At 59.3% G+C, this 21,091-nt stretch carries 15 protein-coding genes and 1 pseudogene; 9 read left to right on the forward strand and 7 right to left on the reverse strand.

The annotated features are described in order from the left end of the window. Both AC0L3B_RS26025 and AC0L3B_RS26030 read left to right on the forward strand, forming a co-directional pair. On the forward strand, nucleotides 1-162 hold a 162-nt coding region (locus AC0L3B_RS26025), incomplete at its 5' end, for a cold-shock protein (RefSeq protein ID WP_473381372.1). A 763-nt stretch (nucleotides 163-925) separates the two neighbouring features. Then, nucleotides 926-1,162 carry a DUF4142 domain-containing protein gene (locus AC0L3B_RS26030; RefSeq protein ID WP_473381305.1) on the forward strand — a complete coding sequence of 79 codons (237 nt, stop codon included), beginning with the start codon at nucleotides 926-928 and terminating at the stop codon, nucleotides 1,160-1,162. Nucleotides 1,163-1,342: 180 nt separating this feature from the next. Here the strand turns inward: AC0L3B_RS26030 and AC0L3B_RS26035 are convergent, their stop codons facing one another. Beyond that, nucleotides 1,343-1,471: a hypothetical protein gene (locus AC0L3B_RS26035; RefSeq protein ID WP_446480981.1), complete on the reverse strand. Its 129-nt coding sequence runs from the start codon at nucleotides 1,469-1,471 to the stop codon at nucleotides 1,343-1,345. A gap of 506 nt (nucleotides 1,472-1,977) precedes the next feature. On the opposite strand from AC0L3B_RS26035, the pseudogene AC0L3B_RS26040 reads away from it, so the two are divergent. Next, nucleotides 1,978-2,094, forward strand: a pseudogene (locus tag AC0L3B_RS26040) (cold-shock protein); the annotation flags it as partial. A 322-nt stretch (nucleotides 2,095-2,416) separates the two neighbouring features. Here AC0L3B_RS26040 and AC0L3B_RS26045 read toward each other — a convergent pair. Both AC0L3B_RS26045 and AC0L3B_RS26050 read right to left on the reverse strand, forming a co-directional pair. Further along, on the reverse strand, nucleotides 2,417-2,599 hold the full coding sequence (locus AC0L3B_RS26045; protein WP_446480982.1) for a hypothetical protein: 183 nt from the start codon (nucleotides 2,597-2,599) through the stop codon (nucleotides 2,417-2,419). A 470-nt stretch (nucleotides 2,600-3,069) separates the two neighbouring features. After that, entirely contained in the window at nucleotides 3,070-3,198 is a 129-nt protein-coding gene (locus AC0L3B_RS26050; RefSeq protein ID WP_283806975.1) for a hypothetical protein, read from the reverse strand. Between the two features lie 920 nt (nucleotides 3,199-4,118). Between AC0L3B_RS26050 and AC0L3B_RS26055 the strand changes: the two genes are divergently transcribed. Next, nucleotides 4,119-7,454 carry an AAA family ATPase gene (locus AC0L3B_RS26055; protein WP_446480983.1) on the forward strand — a complete coding sequence of 1,112 codons (3,336 nt, stop codon included), beginning with the start codon at nucleotides 4,119-4,121 and terminating at the stop codon, nucleotides 7,452-7,454. Nucleotides 7,455-7,629: 175 nt separating this feature from the next. Here the strand turns inward: AC0L3B_RS26055 and AC0L3B_RS26060 are convergent, their stop codons facing one another. Further along, the gene (locus AC0L3B_RS26060; protein WP_446480984.1) at nucleotides 7,630-7,980 is read right to left on the reverse strand and encodes a hypothetical protein; all 351 of its coding nucleotides are present in this window, start codon (nucleotides 7,978-7,980) and stop codon (nucleotides 7,630-7,632) included. Nucleotides 7,981-10,000: 2,020 nt separating this feature from the next. Between AC0L3B_RS26060 and AC0L3B_RS26065 the strand changes: the two genes are divergently transcribed. From AC0L3B_RS26065 to AC0L3B_RS26085, 5 genes are all read left to right on the forward strand, one after another. Further along, the gene (locus AC0L3B_RS26065; protein ID WP_473381306.1) at nucleotides 10,001-11,509 is read left to right on the forward strand and encodes a tetratricopeptide repeat protein; all 1,509 of its coding nucleotides are present in this window, start codon (nucleotides 10,001-10,003) and stop codon (nucleotides 11,507-11,509) included. A gap of 323 nt (nucleotides 11,510-11,832) precedes the next feature. Beyond that, nucleotides 11,833-12,348 carry a hypothetical protein gene (locus AC0L3B_RS26070; protein ID WP_473381307.1) on the forward strand — a complete coding sequence of 172 codons (516 nt, stop codon included), beginning with the start codon at nucleotides 11,833-11,835 and terminating at the stop codon, nucleotides 12,346-12,348. Nucleotides 12,349-12,672: 324 nt separating this feature from the next. Next, complete coding sequence (locus AC0L3B_RS26075; RefSeq protein WP_473381308.1) at nucleotides 12,673-13,734, forward strand: class I SAM-dependent methyltransferase; 1,062 nt, start codon at nucleotides 12,673-12,675, stop codon at nucleotides 13,732-13,734. A 456-nt stretch (nucleotides 13,735-14,190) separates the two neighbouring features. Then, nucleotides 14,191-14,532 carry a hypothetical protein gene (locus tag AC0L3B_RS26080; RefSeq protein WP_473381309.1) on the forward strand — a complete coding sequence of 114 codons (342 nt, stop codon included), beginning with the start codon at nucleotides 14,191-14,193 and terminating at the stop codon, nucleotides 14,530-14,532. Beyond that, nucleotides 14,529-16,178, forward strand: coding sequence for a hypothetical protein (locus AC0L3B_RS26085; RefSeq protein ID WP_473381310.1), 1,650 nt, complete (start codon nucleotides 14,529-14,531; stop codon nucleotides 16,176-16,178). The genes AC0L3B_RS26080 and AC0L3B_RS26085 overlap by 4 nt, the downstream gene beginning before the upstream one ends. A 133-nt stretch (nucleotides 16,179-16,311) precedes the next feature. Here the strand turns inward: AC0L3B_RS26085 and AC0L3B_RS26090 are convergent, their stop codons facing one another. From AC0L3B_RS26090 to AC0L3B_RS26100, 3 genes are read right to left on the reverse strand one after another with little or no spacing between them, the layout of a single operon-like run. Then, entirely contained in the window at nucleotides 16,312-17,631 is a 1,320-nt protein-coding gene (locus AC0L3B_RS26090; RefSeq protein ID WP_473381311.1) for a site-specific integrase, read from the reverse strand. After that, complete coding sequence (locus tag AC0L3B_RS26095; protein WP_473381312.1) at nucleotides 17,631-18,059, reverse strand: GlcG/HbpS family heme-binding protein; 429 nt, start codon at nucleotides 18,057-18,059, stop codon at nucleotides 17,631-17,633. The genes AC0L3B_RS26090 and AC0L3B_RS26095 overlap by 1 nt, the downstream gene beginning before the upstream one ends. After that, entirely contained in the window at nucleotides 18,052-21,063 is a 3,012-nt protein-coding gene (locus tag AC0L3B_RS26100) for an FAD-binding and (Fe-S)-binding domain-containing protein (RefSeq protein ID WP_473381313.1), read from the reverse strand. Before AC0L3B_RS26100 ends, AC0L3B_RS26095 begins: the two co-directional genes overlap by 8 nt. Between the last annotated feature and the right edge of the window lie 28 nt (nucleotides 21,064-21,091).

Below are 21,091 nucleotides of genomic sequence, written 5' to 3' on the forward strand. Positions count from 1 at the left end.
TACGGGTTCATTCAACCTGACAACGGCGGCAAGGACGTCTTCGTCCATATCTCAGCGGTTGAGAAGGCTGGTTACACCTCCTTGACAGAGGGAGCTAAGGTTATCTTCGATGTCGTGAATAACCGCGGAAAAGACTCGGCTGAAAATCTACGGATGGGGTGAGCCCTCCAAACGCGCCCAACTCGGTTGTGGCCGGGCGCGCCTTCGCTACTCACCGCTCTGTCCGCATGAAGGGGCTGCGCTCTGAGACCAAACGAAGGTCGGGGTCGGCGGCCACCGTCATGGACGCCTCGATCCGCAGGGGGGTCTCTGGGGGACGCTCAGCTAGCATTACCCAAGCGATGACTCCGACTGCAAAAAGGAATGCCACTATCCAAGGATACCGCATTGCGTACTCGCTAGTCTGGTATCAAGGTCCCGATCAGGTTGAGCAGCGCTTGCTGCTCAGGACCGTTACGCTGTCCCGTAGGAAGTTGCCGATTTCAATGTACGAGGTCCGTCCTCCTGAGTTGGCATTCGGCCGATGCTTCACGACTGGCGTGCTCGAAGGTGGTTGCCGCGACAAATACCAGATATCGCCATTGCTGCTTTCATACAGAACCCGATCGCTCATAGCGACGTAATAGCGCCCGCTGTCTTCGGTTCCTGTTGGACATCATGCTAACTACGGACTGCGGAAGATCCTGCGGTAGCGCCTGCGCCGGGGCCAGGGTCTGCCGGGCCCAACGCGGCCCGATCTGCCTTAATTGGAACCTCTTCCGCCATAGGCGTGTTCATCGGCGAATAACCCGCTAGGAGTCGCCGATGAACAAATGCTTTTGTCGCTCGGGACAGCAAGATCTCAGTTGCCAACGCAACTGCGAAGGATAAGCAAAGCGAAACGTTCCTCAAGAAGGCAATCGAGGGCAATTTCGCTGAAGTGAGCATGGGAGAGCTGGCGCAGCAGAACGGCCAGAGCGATGCCGTCAAGTCGTTCGGCAGAATGCTCTCCACAGACCACGCTGCCGCCAATCAGAAGCCCTTAAATGCTGCCCAAGCATTGGGAATGAACCCACCGAGCGGGCCGAATGCGAAGCAAAAAGCCGACCATGACAAGCTGGCAAGAATGTTCGGCGCAGGGTTCGACAAGATGTTCGCTACCCACATGGTCGCAGACCACTAGAAGGACATCGCCGAGTACAAGAAGGCATCTAAAACTAAGGATGCTGCCGGTGAATATGCCTCCGGCCAGATTGATACGTTGCAAAAGCACCTGGACGCCGCAGAATCGTTGAAGGCCGGTAGTTGATCCGACGCCTTTATGGAGAGGCGCTAAGACTACCTGCGCCGGCTGACGAGCGTTTTAGATGATGTCGGGGCGGACCAGCTGATAATTCGCGACCGGTACATCGAGTATGCGTTCGGCGGGAATGACGCGCTCGCGCTTGCAGAGGCCGAAATCTTCGCCCGCGCTCATGGCTGCACGTTTCATTACAATCGCATTGAGCAAGAAGGCGTGTTCACCAGGTCGTACCCCGCCGGTGGCCGGGCTTAAGGTTTTAGGAACGACCGCGCAGATTCAGTCTGCTTCTTTAAGCTGGAATAGCGCGATTCGACTGATGCCTGGCTACGGCCGAGTTTTGCTGCAATGTCTGTGAATGACGCTCCGCTCGCCCGCATCCGTAAAAGCATTTCGTCGTCCTTTGCGGACCAAATCGTCGAACTCTTTGGAGCTCCGGTTCGGCCCATTTCCACCCGCTGCCGATCAGATAAAGTAGGATCGCCATCAGGCAAATTATGGCGGCTGGCATCCCGAAAACAACCGCTTACAGGTTGGGCAGTCGTACAGGCGCACGCCGCATCGGCAGTGTTACCACTGTGTCCCCATCAGGAGGGCCTCACCGCCCGTTTGGCGCTGCGGTCAAGAACGCCAAGATGGCGGATGCCGGGGGGAGGACCCCCAGCCCACCCTTTGCGCAAATGCGCGTCCGCACGGGTCACATCTCGGCAGTTGAGAAAGCCGGCTTGAGCAGCCTCAGCGAGGGAGCCAAGGTCAGCTTTGACGTCGTGAACAATCGTGGAAAGGACTCTGCGGAAAATCTGCGCGTGGGGTGATCGTTTAATCGCGATGCGACGGTAGGAACCACACGAAAAGGCCGCAGCGGCGAACCACTGCGGCCAGCCGGGTTAAAATGAAAGCGTGAAATATTGATTCCAGCCCCGGCGAGATAAGCCTACAGCGACGGCTCACCTCCGCAATGTCGTCGATGTCACACTTATGGGAAACTTAAATGTCAGTCTTGCTGACTGAGGGAGGGCCCGCCGGGGCTGGCAATAGCGAGCCCTCAACCTCTAGCACGAGGCCACCAGATTGATGTCAAACCAATATCGAAATTCGGCAGGTCGCTTCCATCGAGTGTGAGGCAGCGAGCCTTCATTATCGCTGATGGCCCAGACCTATTCCCAAGTACAGCGCCTTTTGACGGAGCGCGCCAACGCTGCGCTTGGTCACCTTGGATATTTTGATGACAGGCGTACGCGCCTTTGAGTGCGCTTTAAGTTCCTTGATGTCGGCCTTAGTCCACTCGCGGCGAATAATTTTCTTTGCTTTCTTGGCCAACGTGGCGCTCTTTCGATGTTGAGGGCGCGGTCTAACAACGTAGCGCGCAGTTCGCAAGCCGCGCACTCACCCTCACGCGCAACTAAGTTTAAGCGCGACAGGAGTGGCGCGCATGTTCAGGGTTGTAGCTGCGGCTTGGCGGACCTGAACTCCTCCCGAAGTTGGAATGGCAATCCATCCGCTTTTCCCAAGAACAACCAATCCAGTGTAAGGCCAGGAATCTTTTGCACTAGCAGAATGCCGATGCTTTTTGACAACGGGAAGCCACGTTCGAAATTGTTCCAATGGGGGATTTCAATCCCGATCCGCTTACGAAAACGCCGTTTGCGTCCCGGCAACGGCTTTACGCACGAGCTTAAGCCTTTCGGCGACGTTTTCGTTACTCAATGGATTTTCGGGCATCGATTGCTAACCTTGGACGCCGCGGCGAGGGGAATCTGAAACTGTCTCAGGGTGGGTGCCGATTTGCTTCAAGAGATGGCCCACTGCAGCGCCAGTCTCAGGTAGGAGAAAAAGTAGCGATCAACGAATAGGCCGAGCGGCGGCCATGCGATGATGCCGATGCCGAGTAAGATTATGATGCCTGAACCGATCAGCATCTCTTTGATTTCGCGGTGCATCGCGTCAGTTTAGGCAATTCTCCGCTATCCCGTCCATTCCCTCAGGGTCAGCGCAAGTCAACACCCTTCAAGGGTACGTCGCCTCGACGGTTGCGATCGTCCAGCTTGCGCGCGCGCAACACGACGCCGCACTGCCGAGGAAGGTTGTTGACGCGGTGAATGATGACCGACCCGCGATCGTTTAAAGCCGACGGCGTTTTGCTTCCGGAGCCTCAACCAGTTTGGTATCCCAGGACAGGCGACAAGCTCCTCCACATTTCCGGAGACCTATGACGAGCTGCCGCGGTGCGCGCAGGGTATCGTTACCTTCGCAGAATTAGACGAGCGTCGCCGCCGAGAAGCTGGCGGGTAGTCAAAGGGTGCATCGACGACCAGCGCCGCGATCGTCGGTCGGTTAGGGCGCCGGCACAATCACCCCATCCGTTTGATGGCATCTCACTGAAGTTCGCTTGTTCGCACGTATGCGAAAGCGAGGGCGTCCTCGGGCTGTCCGTTCATACGAGCAGAGCGGAACCAGCTCGCGTATCGCGCGACAGACGCTATTGAACCCACTTCTGACATTGTATTTTTGGGAGCTATGGCTTTAGGCTTGCCAGCAACGTCTTAGTGGAGTTGCGCTTATGGGAAGGAACGCAGGTAACCATTTCTGTCGCGCGGCCGTGGCGTGCGGTTTTGCTTGTGCGCTGCTCAATTGCGAGGACACGAAAGAGGCCAGCCGCGTCGGCCTATCGTGCGTCGGGACGTACTCCGATCTCGCTAATGAGCAGAATTATGGCCGAAAACTGTCCCCACAGGTGACATCGTATGAGATAGGATTGCTCATCCACGGAGCCAGGTTCGTCCGCTTCAGTAGCTAGTTGGGAAACTTAAGACGCCCTGGGTGCACTGAGGACACGACGATGAGCCATGACGTAAGAGCTTGGCTTGAGCATCTCGGACTCGGGCGATATGCCGAAACGTTCGCACAGAGCGGCGTCGATTTTGATCTGCTGCCCGATCTCAGTAACAGCGATCTGAAAGATCTCGGGATTGCAAGGCTAGGAGACCGCAAGCGTCTGCTCAGGGCGATCGCCACGCTCATGCGGACCAAGCCCTTAGCGGCAATTCCGGCTCCGAGCACATCCGAGGCGGAACGTCGTCAGCTGACCGTGATGTTCTGCGATCTCGTCGATTCTACCGCTCTTTCCAGCACTGTCGATCCCGAACAGCTGAGAGAACTACTGCTCGCCTATCAAGCAGCTTGCGTCGCCGTCATTGACCGCTACGACGGCCATCTCGCGAAATACCTTGGAGACGGTCTGCTGGTCTATTTCGGTCTTCCGCGTGCGCATGAGGATGACGCCCAACGTGCGGTGAGTGCCGGGCTGGATATTGTCGAGGCGGTCGTGCTGCTGAATCGAGACTTGTCCAAGAAATTCGGTATCGAGCTCAGTGTCCGCCTTGCCGTGCACACCGGGCTCGTGGTGGCAGGCGAGATGGGTGCGGGTGGCGCACGCGAGGAAATGGCGATTGTCGGTGAAACACCGAATGTTGCTGCGCGGCTACAGTCACTGGCCGCCCCCAATACCTTAGTGATCAGCTCCAGCACACAGCGGCTGGTCGCTGGCTTTTTCACCTACGAAGACATTGGTGTCCACCAGCTGAAAGGCGTCGCCCGTCCTGTGCAGGCGTGGCGAGTGACCGGCGAGCGTCTGACCGAGAGTCGTTTTGAGGCGCTGCATCCTGGCGGGCCATTCCCGCTGATCGGTCGCGAGGAAGAGGTCAATTTATTGCTGCGCCGCTGGGAGCAGGCGAAGCAAGGTGACGGCCAGGTCGTATTGCTCTGTGGGGAGCCTGGCATCGGCAAGTCGCGGATTGCCGAGGCGCTCATCGAGCGAATAGCGGACCTGCCGCATGCACGGTTGCGGTGCCAATGCTCGGCATATTTCGCGACCAGCGCGCTATATCCCTTCGCGCGCCAGTTGATACAGGCGGCCGGGTTCCTGCCAACTGATCCGCCGGCGATTAAATTGAACAAGCTCGAGCAGATGTTGACCGAATCTGGACAGGCAGTGCCCGAGAACGCTTCGCTGTTTGCAGGTTTGCTATCGATCCCTGTTGCTTCGCACTATCCGAAGCTGGAGCTGTCGGCAGAGAGCCTTAAGCAGAGAACGGCGACAGCATTGGTCGATCGAATGCTTGGGTTGGCGACCCGGAAGCCGGTGCTGATCGTGGTGGAAGACGCGCATTGGATCGATGCTTCAAGCGCAGACTTAATAATGGCCGCGATGGATCGTGTGCAGGAATCTCGGGTCCTGATCCTGATTACCTACCGACCCGACTACGTACCGCCATGGAGCGGCCGCCCCCATCTAACCATGCTTACGCTCAATCGGCTAAGCCGAGCGCAGGCAGCTGACATGGTTGGTGCGTTTGCTGCTACCGAAGCGCTGCCGGCGGAAATAATTCAACAGATCGTTGAAAAAGCGGACGGCGTGCCGCTTTTCATCGAGGAGCTGACCAAAGCGGTACTCGAGGCCGGCTTGGCCGACGGCGAAACTACTTGCGGGCGTGCCGGGCGACTGCAGCTCTCGGTTCCGGTGACACTGCAGGACGCCCTGGTTGCGCGGCTGGACCGGACAGCCGGGACGAAGGAAGTCGCGCAAGTGGCGGCGGTGCTGGGCCGCGAATTCAGCGAGGCCCTCCTGACAGCTGTCTTGCCACCGAAGCGAGACGCACTGACCGCAGCCTTGGATGCGTTGGTTCACGCGGGACTACTGTTCCGCCGCGGCTTGCCCCCTCAAAACAGCTACGTCTTTAAGCACGCGCTGGTGCAGGACGCCGCCTATGGAACCCTGCTCTTCACCTCCAGACAGCAACTGCATGCGCGGACCGCCGACGTACTTGAGCAGCAATTCCCGGAGATTGCAGAAGCGGAGCCCGAACTGCTGGCACACCACTACGCGGCCGCCGGCATATACGATCGCGCGATCGCCTATTGGCAGCGGTCCGGGACGCGTGCGCGCGAACGCTCCAATTACGTCGAGGCTGAGCACGCCTTGACCGCGGCGGTTGCACTTGTGCCGCAACTGCCCGACCAGGCGCGGAAGCGTACTGAGCTTGACCTGCAGATGTCGCTCGGCGCGGTGTATCGCGCCCTCCGTGGCTCGGGCTCACTGCAGACTGAGATCAGCTATAGGCGTGCCCGCGCACTATGTGAGGAGATTGGCGACGCCGATCGGCTCTTGGAAGTCATGTATGGTCAGTTTGTCGGTGCGTTCAATCGGCCGAAGCTTCATGATGCCGAGCTCTATGCGAGCGAGTTCATGGAGGTTGCGCAGATTGACCAGAATGCTTCAGCGCTGAAGGTGGCAGAGTATTTGATTGGCAGCACAGCATTTTTGCTGGGTGATCTTGTTCGCGGTCGCCAACATTTGGAAGAGTCGCTGCGCATCGATAACGTAGACCATGGGCGCGTCAATCGTTACTCGCACGGCCAGTATCCCACTTGGCCACTGACATACTTGGCATGGACCATGTTCGTGCTTGGATTTCCGGACCAGGGGCACGCTTTAGCCGCAGAAGCCATTGCGGCTTCAAGGAAGGGTTCAGAGTTCTACTATGCAATGGCACTTAGCAACGGTTGCTATCTGCATCATATGTGCGGAGATTGTGCGGCCGTGGAGGCGAACGTTGCTAGGCTGCTCGATCTTGCGGCGAAGAAAGGGGTCGTGTACCGCGCGCAGATGCGCCTTTTCGAAGGCTGGACACGGGCTTGTCGCGGCGCACCCGAAGGTGGGATAGAGCTGATGCGTGACGCGCTGGCTAAACTCGTCGCGACGGAGCAGAAGGTCGAGCATCCCTACAAGAGATCAATCCTGGCCGAGATTTGTCTGCAAGCCGGTCGGTGGTCGGAAGCGGAGGAACAGCTCGGCGAGGGACTACGCCTGGTGCGGGCCACGGACGAACGCTGGTATGAGGCGGAGTTACACCGGCTTGCCGCCGAACTTGCGCTTGCAAAAGGGGACAAGGTGAATGCCGAGGTAAAATTCCGGCGAGCGCTCACGCTTGCGACGGCGCAGTCGGCGCGGATGTGGGAGCTACGCGCGGCGAAGGGACTTGCCCGGCTATGGCGCGAAGCTGGCAAGATCGACGAGGCGCGTGCCCTACTGGCGCCGGTGCTCGGCAGCTTCACCGAAGGTTTCGACACGCGCGATCTCATCGAGGGCAGGGCACTCCTCGATGAGCTGGCCTGATGCACAAGAGCCAGTTTGGGCGACCGGCGCCAGCTTCTCATGGTCTAGGGCCGTAGCTGGCCCATCAGCGAAGTCGCGGCATGCCTCGGTTAGCCCGCTCGGTGGGGTTTGGCGGACCAGTGTTGCTCACATTGTGTTCCCATTTTCGCCCGAAGCGGACTACCTTCTAAACGCATCAAGTCATGTTGCCTGGCATGAAGCATCGGACACGCGGATGGCCGTCGATGTAGTGCCTCCAGACCATTGTGCGGCCGAAACGGTTGGGTTGTGTGATGACCGCGCCATCAGGTACGATCACCCATTCGTCGTCAATGAGGACGCGGTAACGCCCACGACTGGACTCCCAATCCGCGTCGGACACTATGTATCCGTCGGCATCGGTACAGCACTTTCCAAATTCGCTCTGCAAGCTTTCGAACCATGACTTCAGCGGAGAGTGGTCGTATCGGCCATCATCACGTGCGAGTGCTGGCGTCAGTAGCAACGCTGAGCCAAACAACAACGCCGCAAGTTTCGCTGGAAACATCTCTTTGCCTCCGCGATATCACCGGCCGATCGGCTGGCTTGGTGCGGCTAAGGCTGTCAACCATTAATCCGTTGCGGCTGCCGCTGGTGAGCGACGATAGCTACAATCGCTCCATGTTGTGATGGGCGGCCCTTCATCGCCACTGCCCTTTGACGTGAGTCCCGCAATTCAAGCCAAGGTTCAAAAGAACGGCACCTCAACTAAAGGTCAGTGCAGCTGCTTCTTTGGTCTAGCCGCCATCGGCGCGGCTTCCTCTGAGCGAGGGCATTCGCTAAGTGATCGAACTCCGTTGCCGTAAGCATGATTCGTCCGCACGCCACGCAACGGGGATCGGGCAACCGCAAGCGGAGAATAACACCTCGAAAAGCGTGCTTATTTTCGGCAACCCCTGACGAAATCACCTGTACTTTTCATTGCCGAATGAACGCGGTGGCAAGCGGCCGTCTCGGCACGACGTAAAATCGCGCTTCGCATGTCACGCAGATCAGGTGCTCCGCGAATCTATGCGCAGCCCGGATCGCAATTTCGATCCGCAATCCGAACACTTTCCGGCGTTTACTGCCCCAGGAACTCTGAACGTCAGACGCCGAACGAACGCGTGATGTGCTTTGCCATCGCGATAGCCTCGTCAGTATACTTGCCATTTGATATTGATGATCCCACAGGCTCAGAAAAGACAGCGCGAAAGCAGCAATCATGCAACCTTTTAGCATCGGCCTCCCGTGAAGGGACTGCCAACCGAGCAGGCCCGGTTGATAGCAACCAGATGCGTGTCGCCGCGACGATAACAATAAACTCAACGTCGGCAACGATCCATTAAATTTCCCTAAAGCAGAACTCTAGAGAGGCAGCCGCGCCACCTTTTCGGGCCGATAATCTCCAAGGACGTACTCCGCCGAACCATTGCGGTTTCCAGCTTGGCGGCGTGCTCCTGCCGATCGGACGTTTCGCGAGCTTGGAAACGAGGCTGCTGGCCATTAGCCTTCTGCGGGTCATCAGACGCGAGAGCGCCACGAACACTCACATACATCATGGTGAGCTGTCGTTCGTGAAAAAGCTCGATGGTGAAGATCCCTTTAGAAGGTCGGTCACTAGAATTGACGTAAGCGGCGACAGCAGTTAAACGCGCGTCCGCCTCAGTTGCAACAAGAGGTTCGAATATTGATTCGCTCGGTAATCCAGCGTTCCTCGGCTCGCCCAACGATTTCTTAGAACTCACACCTTGGATCAGCCGATGATGGGGGTGCAAGGGCGCTTGGTCTCATCCAGGCGCCCTTGTGCTGAGCTCGTCCTAAGCTCCGCGCCAGACGCGCAACACGCCTTCGCGAAAGCCGCCAACGAGCTGATCAGATGCGTCCGGTGGCAGAATTTGGCTGAGATCACCAAACGACCCGCTCACCATGGTGCAAGCTCATGCGCCGAAGCATGCTCTGCCCAGCGGCGACCCAACTCCAAACCTCCTTGCCGATCTGCCTCTGCGTTCATCGTCTTGGACTATCTCCGCGTCCGTGGCCCCGGCGAAGCTGATGCCGCGCCGAGGCCTGTACGTTCTCGCCAATCTTGGAAGCTTGGGGGCCGGAAAGATCGGCAAGGCGCGCCCCAGACAAGCAGAAACTCAGGATTTGACTAGTGCACCTTGTGCCAATGCATGAACCCCGACGTCGCTCGCGGCGAGTGCCTGAAGGAATAGAGCGGAAGTTTCAGGCTAATTACATCATAATTTCAGGACAGTGATCCCCCGGCCATGCTCTCGAGTAGCAATAGATTTGCTGCGGTGCATGAGTCCTGTAGTGGCCCTTACCCGAAGGTGAATTGAGCGCATGTCAATGTCGGCTGTCAGGGCCAAACCGGACGCCGATCCAACTTGGCGTCCAACGCTGCTTTTGACCCCGGACGTCCATTCAGCATCACCGCAACAACTTGTAAGGGCCATGAACTCAGTCAGCAACCTTGACCAACGCAAAGCCACAAAACTCTGCTAGGTTCGAGCATCCGGGCGTTTGGCCCGTGCGGGGAGGCAATGGTGACAGACTCCGAAGTCTCCAGCGACCGACCGAATAAACCAGTATCCGATAGTGACCCACTGAACAAAACGCCATCCGACGACGAGCGTCCGGACCAACCGGCATCGGCTCGCGACTTTAAGGGTCGCCTCCGGGTGCGAATGCGATTGATTGGCGGGGCGCTTGCTTCGATCGCGGCTATCGGTGCGATCGCGGGTGGCCTCGTCGGCTATTGGACTGTGTGGAAGACGCTTCGCACCGACGTGTTTCCGGACAAGCAACAGACGCAGAGGGAAGCTACGGCCCGGCCCGACATTGCTCCCCGCTTGTCACTTGTCATTCTGCCGTTCGCAAACGTCAGCAATGATCTGGAGCAGGACTATTTCGCCGATGGCATCACGACCGACCTGACGACCGACCTCGCGCAAATGCCCGGCGCGTTCGTTATCGGACGCGGAACGGCGTTTACATACAAGAACAAGCAGATCGACTTCAGGACGCTCGGCAAGGACCTTGGCATCCGCTGGGCGGTCCAGGGCGCGGTGCGGCGCAACGGGGATCAGGTTCGGGTCAACGTATCACTTACGGATATCGCGAGCGCTCGGGACGTCTGGTCCGATCGTTTCGACGGCGACCGTACGAACCTCGCCGCCTTGCAGGACCAGATCACGGCGCGGCTCGCTCGTTCGCTTAACATCGAACTGATCCAAGCCGAAAGCCGTCGCAGCGAAGTGGACCGATCGAGAAATCCAGACGCTACGGACTTCACGATGCGCGGCTGGGCAAAGCTCTATGGGCCGCAGTCGAAGGTCCAAAATGGCCAGGCAAAGGACCTATTCGATAACGCGCTGCGCCTCGATCCGGACAACGTCGAGGCCATGATTGGCAAAGCGCGGTGTCTGGCCGCTGGTGTGAACAACCGATGGTCTACGTCCGTTGTTGAAGACAAAAAACAAGCGATCGACCTCATCGACAGAGTTCTGTCCAAAAGCCCGGCAAGCGCGAGTGCTCATACGACCAAGGGAACCATTCTTCTATTTGGACGTCCTGAGGAGGCATTGGCTGAATACGATGCGGCGCTCGAAATTGATCCAAATAATCCAGCTGCCTACGCTGCTAAAGCAATTGCACTCGTCGCCTCCGGGCGCGCGCGCGAAGCCTTCTCGCCGGTCCAGTTGGCTCTCCGTCTCAGTCCCAGAGATCCTTTTGCTTTCCAATGGCACTTCTGGCTCTGCCATGCACACTTGCACCTGCACCAATATGGAGAAGCTATCGAGGAATGCGGGCGCTCGGTCAATTTGAACAACTCGCACATGTACGCTTATGTAGATCTGACTTCGGCTTATGGAGCCACGGGGCAATTGGAACAGGCACAGCGGAGCTTGACTGAATTGAACAAACTGCGACCAGACTTCACGATCCAGTGGTACCGTGATCTTGTTTACTCAATGTCAACGAACCCGCAGTTTCGTCAAGAGATCGACGACATTCTCGATGGGCTGAGGAAGGGAGGGGTTCGGGAATAGCAAGCCTATTCGCTTGCTGGCGTCGACGGCCTCTTCACACCTCGAATGTCAGCTGTTGGGCCGATTTTGCAAGGTCGGCTGTTACGTTAGCTCCGGCCAACACCGACGCGAATGGACCCGACGCGGAAATGTTCATTCGCGGCGGATGTGCCCGCCCAAAAATTTCGAGTGGATCAGCTCTACTGACGCACCTTCGCTGGCTGAGCGCCGCCTGCGACACCGTGCTACTCTTTGTTTGGTCTGTGACTCTTGCTGGAGCGTTCCGCAGGGCATAGCCTGCTCGCTCGCATAAGTTCTCTGCGCCATCATAAAGGGAGGGAACGATGGCTATTAATCGTGTACTCATCGCATTGTTTCTGCCGGTTGCTGTTCTGACAAGTTCGAGCGTCGTTGCTCAGAGCGTGCCGCCGGAAGGTTCGGTCTCAGTCATATTCACCGCCACGCCGATTCCAGCACCCAAGCCAATGTCGATTGGCAGCGGTAGAGAGTTTGTTTTCATCAACCAGGCCATGGCAGCCTCGAACGAGGCTGGAAACCCCGTACTCAACAACATGGGTGGACGCTGCCAGCTGAGCCGCCTAACGGATTCGTCTGCAAAGACCGCAGAGATTCACGGGTTCTGTACTTACGTCGACAAGGACGGCGATCAGTTGTTCGAGCAGTGCGACTGGATGCCTGGATCCGCCAACAATTGCAACATCACCGGTGGAACGGGGAAATTTGAAGGTCTCCAGGCTGCGCTCGTCGTCACCATAGACCCGCTTAAGAGCAACTTCGAAGGCGTCAATCAGGTCATTGGCCACAAGAAGGGAACGTACAAGTTCGCTAAGACGAACTGAGCCAACCAAGCTTGGGCAGCTACATATTTCGAAACCGATGCCCGGATAATCGCTTGGCCTGGAGCATCTACTCGATGATCCGCGGCTGAGGCAATTCTGATAGTACCACGAGTTTTGGTTGCCCCTGGCAGGTGCCGCCGCTGCTTGGCCGCGCGGGAGCAGAGCGGAAGCCGCTCGACTGCCGAACGACAGACGCGATGACCAAAGCTGATATCGAGCGACGCAGGCCACTCGTGGAAACGTGAACTCCTTCACTCGCAATCTGCCGGTCATCCCACGCTAGTCTGAGTAAGGCCGGGTTGTTCTCAAGAGGAGGAAGCTGAAATGCGTGAACCAAACGTCGAAAAATTGAACGCGCTGGTAGGAAAGCTGGTCGGCGACCTTGGCATCTCGCTTGGCGGTGCGAGCATACTGATCGGCGATCGCCTCGGGCTCTACAAGGCGATGGCGGATGGTGCCGTGATCACTCCGTCCGAGCTTGCGAAGAAGATCGGACTGCATGAGCGTTACTTGCGCGAATGGCTGTCAGGGCAGGCCGCCTCAGGATACATCGACTACCATCCGGAAAAAAATGCATTCTCACTCTCGGCGGAGCAGGCCATGGCTTTCGCCGAAGAGGGGTCGCCAGCCTTCTTTGCGGGCGCATTCGATGTCGTGCAGTCCACGTACCTCGACGAACCCAAAGTCGCCGAAGCGTTTCGGACCGGGAAAGGCGTTGGTTGGCACGAGCATTCGAAATGTCTGTTCTCTGGCACCGAACGCTTCTTCAGGCCGGGCTATAACGCCAATCTGGTTTCGAACTGGATTCCGACGCTCGAAGGCGTCGAAGCGAAGCTGAAAGCCGGCGCCAAGGTGGCCGATGTCGGATGCGGCCACGGCGCCTCTACGATTGTGATGGCGCAGGCCTACCCCAATTCAGAGTTCTTCGGGTTCGATTACCACAAGCCTTCGGTCGAACGGGCGAAGGTCCTGGCGCAAGAAGCGGGAGTTGGAGACCGCATCACGTTCGCGCAGGCCAGCGCCAAGGACTTTCCGGCTAAAGACTATGATCTGGTGGCGTTCTTCGATTGCCTGCATGACATGGGCGATCCCGTCGGGGCAGGCAAACATGTCAAGGAAACACTAGGCAAGGACGGGGCGTGGATGATCGTCGAGCCGTTTGCTCATGACAATCTCAAGGATAATCTCAACCCGGTCGGATGCATCTTCTATCACGCCTCGACATTCATTTGCACGCCGGCATCGCTCTCGCAAGAAGTGGGGTTGGGTCTCGGTGCGCAGGCGGGTGAAAACAGATCGCGTCAGGTGGCGACTGAAGCGGGCTTTAGGCGCTTCCGCCGCGCGACCGAGACGCCGTTCAATATGATCTTCGAAGTGCGTTCTTGAGGCACCGGATCCACAGTGAGCATGAGTCCGAGTGTTTGCGGAAAAGCGCTCTTAGAGCCTGCATTCACTCGGGACCTACGTCCGCTTCGGTGCCCTCCGCGGCCATGTCGCTGGCCGAATGTTGGTCGGCTTGTCGGGAAACGGTGATCGGGAACCTCTACGGCGCAAATTGACCCGTATGACACGCCGTCTAAGCAATGCATTGTTCAAAGGCCAAGCTCGTGCCTTGTGTTCTCAGGACGGCGACAGTCGAAGAGCTGCGGAGCGTGTCGCGGCGAGCGTCGCACAATCTTAGGCCCGATGTGCTCGTTGCTGCGGGACCGCGAGCGGTACTAGCCACAATTCTCGAAATGCAACAGAAGCTTCCTGGCCGCGACGTGCCCTATGACATCAGTCCAGAAAAGGTGTATTATCTCATTGTTCTACCCGTTCGCGGTGCGAGCCCTGGAGATTGTCATGGCAATACGTACCGATGCTGTGGCCAGCGCGATGATTGTCGTTGAAGGCACAGAGCGTCAGATAGAGTTACTTAAAACGGAAATAGACGCGCAGCCGAATAGTGAAAGCAGATCCAGCGAGCGCAAGAATTTTGACGGAGACACAGCGGCGTGGATAGTTATTGCCAGCCTGAGCGCTCAATCCCTGCCTCACATCCTGAACTTCATGCGAGATGTCCTTCAGATCAACAAGGTGAAAAGGTTCAAAATTGGCGACATAGAGATTGAGAACCCGGGAATAAAGGAGCTGGATGAACTCAGAGCTCGCCTTGCTTCCCTGCCTACCAGCAAGCTCGAATGAGTAGCTTTTCCGAGTTGGCCGCGGACGAAGCTCTGCGGGCTTCCCTCGGAAAGCTGGCCACCTTTCGGCGGTATGATCGTCAAAACCGCACTCCGATGAACTTCGTCCTGGATGAAGTGGAACGCCAGATCGGAAAAGTGTTTTCCGTCTATTGGGTTGATAACGGCCCGCCAGACGTTTTTTGTCTTCCTGGCCTTCAGCCGGCGCCAGTCGTGTTCAATGTTCGGTACCTGATTTTGGCAGCCGCGCTTCGTCGCCTCATTCGTTCGCCGGCGTCCGGCGAATTGCTAGTCGACAATGCAAACAGACTTTCTTTGCTTCTGATCGCAGAGCTGGCGCTTCACTATGGGGATCCAGATTTTGCCACGCTTGCGTTTTGCAGGGCCGTGACCGGAATGCACTTCTTCATGCATCAATTCGGAGACGAAAAAGAGCAACTTGCGCCTCTTGAACACACGCCCATTTGCGAGAGCTACATGGCGATTTGGTTCTTTGGTCTTGTCCACGAAATGGGACACCTCGATCCAAGTCAGTCTAAACAATTCGACGCTGGGCATTGGATGTCTGACGACTGGATTACAGGTTTGATCGAATTAGTAGTTGACCAATTCGATGCTTATGCATTGCCCGTTCGTGAGAAGGCGAAGCAGGCTGCGAAATCTGGCGACTCGGTCCTAGCTCTTTCTCACTTGCGCGGTGAAGCTCTAGCAGATCTGTTCGCGACAGCTGTGCTTTTCCAATCGACTTCGGAGATTATGAAGCAGGTCGGTTTGGACCGCTTTTCAGGACCGCAGTTCGCTGCCGAAATGACCATCATTATCAATGTCATCGCTGTCATTGATCGGTGTCGGCGAGTGGCGATAGCGGCTTCGGCAACTGAGCAGGACACGATCGATTGGGCTTTGGGTTTTCATCCGATCGCCATGCACGTGCGCGCCCACATACAACGAGAATTTCTTGAGGCCGCAATCGCTCAATGGGCCTACGGAGATGAGCCAAGCAACGAAAATCTAGAGACGGTCGCAAAGAGCCTTGATGCGATCGTAAAGGAACTTGAACCAAGGATCGATGCACTTGACACTGGGCTCAGTCGGACGATGGAATTTGCACTCTTTCCCGATCGCCGGAAGCCCGATTGGACCATATTAGAAGAATTCCGTGCTCACCTTCTTCAATCTGAATCAGTGGGGTTAAGCCGAGATCTTTCGGCGGGATTTTGCGACATGGCCGCGGCCAGGATGAAGGACGGCAAGCTTCTTAGAGCTCTCAGGAGTATTGTTACTGATCCGAGCCAACCCCTCTGCCCGGACCCGACGGGAGACCTGATGTATCTAGTGCCCTGCGTGCACGGGCACGGTGATTGGAGCCGACCATTTGGCTTGGATACGAAGCACGGACACATTGTGTTCGTATTCAAGGTCGAGGGACAATTGTTTGATCGATTCTTCGACATTTCCGCCAAGGAACTCAAATCAGGCTTCGAACTGAAGAGAGCTGCCATCGCAGTCCCGCGGGGGAAGCAGCTGGGACCACGGATCGCGTCCACTATGCCGTCTAATGTTTCCTTCAGGATAGCTGTCGAGGGCACCGAAGAGTTTGATTCTTATTTCCGAGAGCTTGTCGAGGGTACCATCTGGCGGTGGTAAGCCATCTTTAGTGCCAAGCTTCATTATGTCGCTGCTTCGCCAAAAGCGAGTTTAGGTCCGAAAGCGCAAGTTTGCATGCGCCCCTGGGTACCGGTTCGGCTTGAACTGCCGCTGTATCCTGGTGCGTCCCCCTTTACTCCGGGTAAGTTCCGCCAGCTTCGGAAAACGCCTTCAGCAGAGCCGCCGACCACAACTCCATCGCCTTTGTCTTCTCGGGAATCCGCTGCGCCTGGAAGTACCAGCGCTTTCCGGTCTGGCCGACCCGATCAAGTTCATTCCTGCGATCGCCGGCGATCTCGTGCCCGATCATCAGCGAAGCGGTGCCCGGCGGCAGGTCCGTCTCGTCCAGGATGTGGTCGTCCATCGTCGAGCGGAGAATGTGCATGCTGAAGTGGGGAATTCCGCGCAAAACGTCGCGGTGGTTGCTTCCGCGCAGGCCGCGCATGTTGCGGATGTGGTTGGCGAGCGCCGATCCAGAGACCGCTATGTCGCCCGCCGTGGACTGCATCACCCTCGAGGCGAACACCCATCTGCACTCGCGGTCAGGCAGGCCCGCGCGCTCGGCGGCCCGCTTCCAGTCGCGCATGCAGCAGCGCGCGAGGTGCAGTCCGAACTGGGGGATGGGCAGGGCGAACGGGCTCTGCGTCTTCATCACTTCGGGTTGCCAGACCGCAAGGCCCCAGCCGGGCTCGCCGCGCGGATCCTGGAGTTCGAAGTCCTTGCGGGCGACCCAGGTGCCGGAGCCGCGGCGGTGTCCGGTGAGACAGTCCCACCAGAGGCCCCAACGCACGCCCGGCGACACCCGCTCGTTGCCGGATCGCGAGGCGCAGAACCGCTCGTGCTCCGCCAGCAGCATGCCAAGGTGCTCGACCTTGAAGTTCTCCTTCTTCTTCTTCAGCGCGCGGTCGCGTTCGACCTTCTTCTCCACCTCCGCCGGCGTCCGGCGGCGCCGCTCTGCCAGGAGCCACCATTTGCGGCTGAGGAGTCCGCTATCCTTGCGCCCGTAACTCGCCGCCCAGGTCAAGGCGGCGCTGCCGTAGGCGCGAAATTTCCGGTAGGCGTCGTATCCGTATTCCTCGTGTAGATTCTTTTGGACGCCCTCGAACCAGTCCTCGTTCAGGTTCGTCAGGAGCAGGTTAGCGCTCCGCGCGACCTCCTTGGGTCCGAATATCTGCCGGACGTCGCTCTGGGTCTCGGCCGACGGGTAGATCGGCCGTCCGGACGAGTCCTCGCGCATCCCGGAGATGTGCATCCTATAGTTCTCGACAAGCTCGCCCCAGGTCCAGCACGGTTTCTCCTCTGGAGCTTCGACGGGATTGCCCATCTTCGCCCATTCGCGCTTGGCCTTCTCACGGGCCTCCCGCAGGCCCAGGGGCTCGTCGCCGACGGCGCTGGGCGACGCACTCCATAACGTCTTGTGAAGCGCAGGAGCTCTGCGTGCGTGGACGATCACTATCCCGCGTTGGCCTTCAACCCCGCAGCCTGGATGCCCGCCACGGCACACGCCTCGTCATTGTCCGAGGAGTCGCCGGAGACGCCGACGGCGCCGAGCAGCGTCGTGCCGTCCATGATCAGCACGCCGCCGGGGACCGGCACCAGCGCGCCCTTGGCCATGGTGTTCACGGCGTCGATGAAATAGGCCTGCTCCTGCGCGCGCTGGAATAGGGCGCGTGAACCCATGCCCAATGCGAGCGCGCCATAGGCCTTGCCGTGCGCGATCTCGGCGCGCATCAGGCTGGTGCCGTCCTGCGCCGCGGCGATCTTGAGCACCCCGCGGGCGTCGAGGATGGTAACCACCAGCGGCTTCAGCTTCAGCTCGGTGGATTTCGCGAAGGCGGCATCGAGGATCTTGCGGGCGGTGTCGAGGGTGAGGTCAGCCATGGCTGGTTTCCTTTGCAACGGGAGGGATTGTGGATTCCGTCTTCGCACGATCGAGGCTCACCGCCAGCACGCGCGCAACGTGAAGCGCCTCGCGCTGGGCGCCGTCGTGGATCTGGTGTCGGCAGGAGGTGCCGTCGGCAACGACGAGCGTATTCTGGTCCGCGCGCCGCACGGCGGGTAGCAGCGAGAGCTCGGCCATCTCGATCGAGGCATCGTAGGTGTCCGCGCCATAACCGAACGCGCCGGCCATGCCGCAGCAGCTCGACTCGATGGTCTCGACCTTCAGGCCGGGGACGAGGCGCAGCACCTGCTCGACCGGCTTGAACGCGCCGAAGGACTTTTGATGGCAATGGCCGTGCACAAGAGCTTTGTCGGCAACGCTGCCGAGCGGCAGTTGCAGCCGGCCGGCCTCGGCCTCGCTCACCAGGAATTCCTCGAAGGTCAGCGCGTGGGCGCCGACGGCTTTGGCGTCATCGTCCTTGCGCAGCGAGGCGAGCTCGTCGCGCAGCGTCAAAAGGCAGCTTGGCTCCAGGCCGACGATCGGCACGCCGCGCGCGGCAAAGGGCGCGAAGGCGGCGACGAGACGATCGAGCTCGGACCTGGCTTCGTCGACGAGACCCGCTGACAGGAAGGTGCGGCCGCAGCACAGCGGACGGCTGCCGCTTGCAGGTCTCGGTAGACGCACGCGATAGCCGCCGGCTGCGAGCACGCGCAACGCGGCCTCGAGGTTCTCGCGCTCATAGATGCGATTGAACGTGTCGGCGAACAGCACCACCTCGCGCCCGGTTTCCGGCCCGACCGCCTCGGCCGGCGGCACGAACACGTCGCTGCGGAACGCGGGCAGCGCGCGGCGCGCACTGATGCCGGCAAAGCGCTCGAACAGCTTTCGCAGCAGAGGGCTGCGGTTGCGCAAATTTGCCAGCGGCGCGAAGCGCGACGCGAGGCCGGCATAGCGCGGCAGGTAGCCGACCAGGCGATCGCGCAAGGTCAGACCCTGCGAGGCCGCGCGCGCGGCGAGCACCTCGATCTTCATTTTGGCCATGTCGACGCCGGTCGGACACTCGTGGCGGCAGGCCTTGCAGGATACGCAGAGCTTCAGCGTTTCCATCATCTCGTCGGAGGAGAGCGCGCTTGCGCCGAGCTGGCCGGAGATCGCGAGGCGCAATGTATTGGCGCGGCCTCGCGTCACGTCCTTCTCGTTGCGCGTCACGCGGTAGGACGGACACATCACGCCGCCCTCGAGCTTGCGGCAGGCGCCGTTGTTGTTGCACATCTCGACCGCGCCTTGGAAGCCGCCACCGGCTCCGGGATAAGCGGACCAGTCGAGTTTCGTCTTTAGCTCAGCGACGCGATAGTCCGGCTTGAAGCGAAACAGCGATCGATCGTCCATCCTGGGGGCGTCGACGATCTTGCCGGGATTGAGCACGCCCTCGGGATCGAAGCGCTGCTTCACTTCCCTAAAGTCGGTGACGAGGCGCTCGCCAAACATCGTTTCGTGGAATTCGGAGCGCACCAGGCCATCGCCGTGCTCGCCGGAATGCGAGCCCTTGTATTCGCGCACCAGTTCGAAGGCTTCCTCGGCGATGGCCCGCATCGCCTTGACATCTTTCTCCAGCTTCAAATTCAGCACGGGCCGCACATGCAGGCAGCCTTCGGAGGCGTGAGCATACATCGTGCCGCTGGTGCCGTGCTTGGCAAACACCTCGCCCAGCCGCGCGGTGTAGTCGGCGAGATGCGGCAGCGGCACGGCGCAGTCCTCGACGAAGGAGACGGGCTTTCCTTCCTGCTTCATCGACATCATGACGTTGAGGCCGGCGGCGCGGAAATCGGCGATCCCGCTCTGCAGCGCGGGCTCGGTGATTTCCACCACGCCGCCCCATTTGCGCTTGTCGTTATTCCAGTTGAAGCCGAGATCGCCCATCAGCTCGCCGAGCTGCTTCAGGCGCACGAAATTGTCCGCATGGTCCTCCTCGGCGAACTCGACCACCAGCACCGCATCCGGATCACCCTTGATCGCGGCGGAGATGATCGGCCGGAACATCGCGATGTCACGGCCGAGCGCGAGCATGGTGCGGTCAACCAGCTCGACCGCGATCGGCTTCAGCTTGACCAGATGCTGAGCCGCGTCCATCGCCTCGTAGAAGCTGCCGAAATGACAGATGCCAAGCGCCTTGTTGCGGATCACGGGCCAGAGCTTCAGCTCGACCTTGGTGGTGAAGGCAAGCGTTCCCTCGGAGCCCACCAGCAGATGCGCCATGTTGTTGCGCGCATTGCGCGGCACCAGCGCATCGAGATTGTAGCCGCCGACACGGCGCTGCACTTTTGGAAAGCGTGCGGCGATCTCGCCGGCCTCGCGGGCGCCGAGATCGAGCATGTCGCGGAACAGAGCGCGGGCGCTGTCGTTCGCATCGAGATCGGAGAGATCGCGCGACACCTCGCCGAAGCGGCTCAGCGTGCCGTCGGCGAGCGCGGCCTCCATCGATAGCGTGTTGTCGCGCATGGTGCCGTAGCGCAGGCTACGGCCGCCGCAGGAATTGTTGCCGGCCATGCCGCCGATGGTGGCGCGCGAGGCCGTGGAGACATCGACCGGAAACCAGAGGCCGTGCTTCTTCAGCTGGCGGTTGAGGTCGTCGAGCACGATGCCGGGCTCGACCACGCAGGTGCGCCCTTCGACGTCGAGCGACAGGATTCGGTTGAGGTGTTTGGAGAGATCGACAACGAGGCCGTCATTGACGGTCTGGCCGCATTGCGAGGTGCCGCCGCCGCGCGGGGTCACCTTCAGCCCCTCGTCGCGCGCGATCGCCAGTGCCTTGAGCGCCTCGTCCATGGTGCGCGGCACCACCACGCCAGTGGGCATGATCTGGTAGAAGGACGCGTCCGTGGCGTAGCGGCCCCGGCTGAAAGCGTCGAACAGGACGTCACCGGTCACTTCGCGGGCCAGACGTGCCGCAAGGCCGTCCTTTTTGGCCGATTCCTGTGATTTCCCGGGCACTTCCGCCGCCATGATCCGCTCTTGCCTGTTCGCCGCCCCC

This window comes from Bradyrhizobium sp. Kon56, assembly GCF_055807635.1.

Coding starts and splice junctions, on each gene's coding strand:
- AC0L3B_RS26030 (WP_473381305.1), top strand. CDS start 926: ATGGGAGAGCTGGCGCAGCAGAACGGCCAGAGCGATGCCGTCAAGTCG.
- AC0L3B_RS26035 (WP_446480981.1), bottom strand. CDS start 1,471: ATGAAACGTGCAGCCATGAGCGCGGGCGAAGATTTCGGCCTCTGCAAG.
- AC0L3B_RS26050 (WP_283806975.1), bottom strand. CDS start 3,198: ATGCTGATCGGTTCAGGCATCATAATCTTACTCGGCATCGGCATCATC.
- AC0L3B_RS26055 (WP_446480983.1), top strand. CDS start 4,119: ATGAGCCATGACGTAAGAGCTTGGCTTGAGCATCTCGGACTCGGGCGA.
- AC0L3B_RS26060 (WP_446480984.1), bottom strand. CDS start 7,980: ATGTTTCCAGCGAAACTTGCGGCGTTGTTGTTTGGCTCAGCGTTGCTA.
- AC0L3B_RS26065 (WP_473381306.1), top strand. CDS start 10,001: ATGGTGACAGACTCCGAAGTCTCCAGCGACCGACCGAATAAACCAGTA.
- AC0L3B_RS26070 (WP_473381307.1), top strand. CDS start 11,833: ATGGCTATTAATCGTGTACTCATCGCATTGTTTCTGCCGGTTGCTGTT.
- AC0L3B_RS26075 (WP_473381308.1), top strand. CDS start 12,673: ATGCGTGAACCAAACGTCGAAAAATTGAACGCGCTGGTAGGAAAGCTG.
- AC0L3B_RS26080 (WP_473381309.1), top strand. CDS start 14,191: ATGGCAATACGTACCGATGCTGTGGCCAGCGCGATGATTGTCGTTGAA.
- AC0L3B_RS26085 (WP_473381310.1), top strand. CDS start 14,529: ATGAGTAGCTTTTCCGAGTTGGCCGCGGACGAAGCTCTGCGGGCTTCC.
- AC0L3B_RS26095 (WP_473381312.1), bottom strand. CDS start 18,059: ATGGCTGACCTCACCCTCGACACCGCCCGCAAGATCCTCGATGCCGCC.
- AC0L3B_RS26100 (WP_473381313.1), bottom strand. CDS start 21,063: ATGGCGGCGGAAGTGCCCGGGAAATCACAGGAATCGGCCAAAAAGGAC.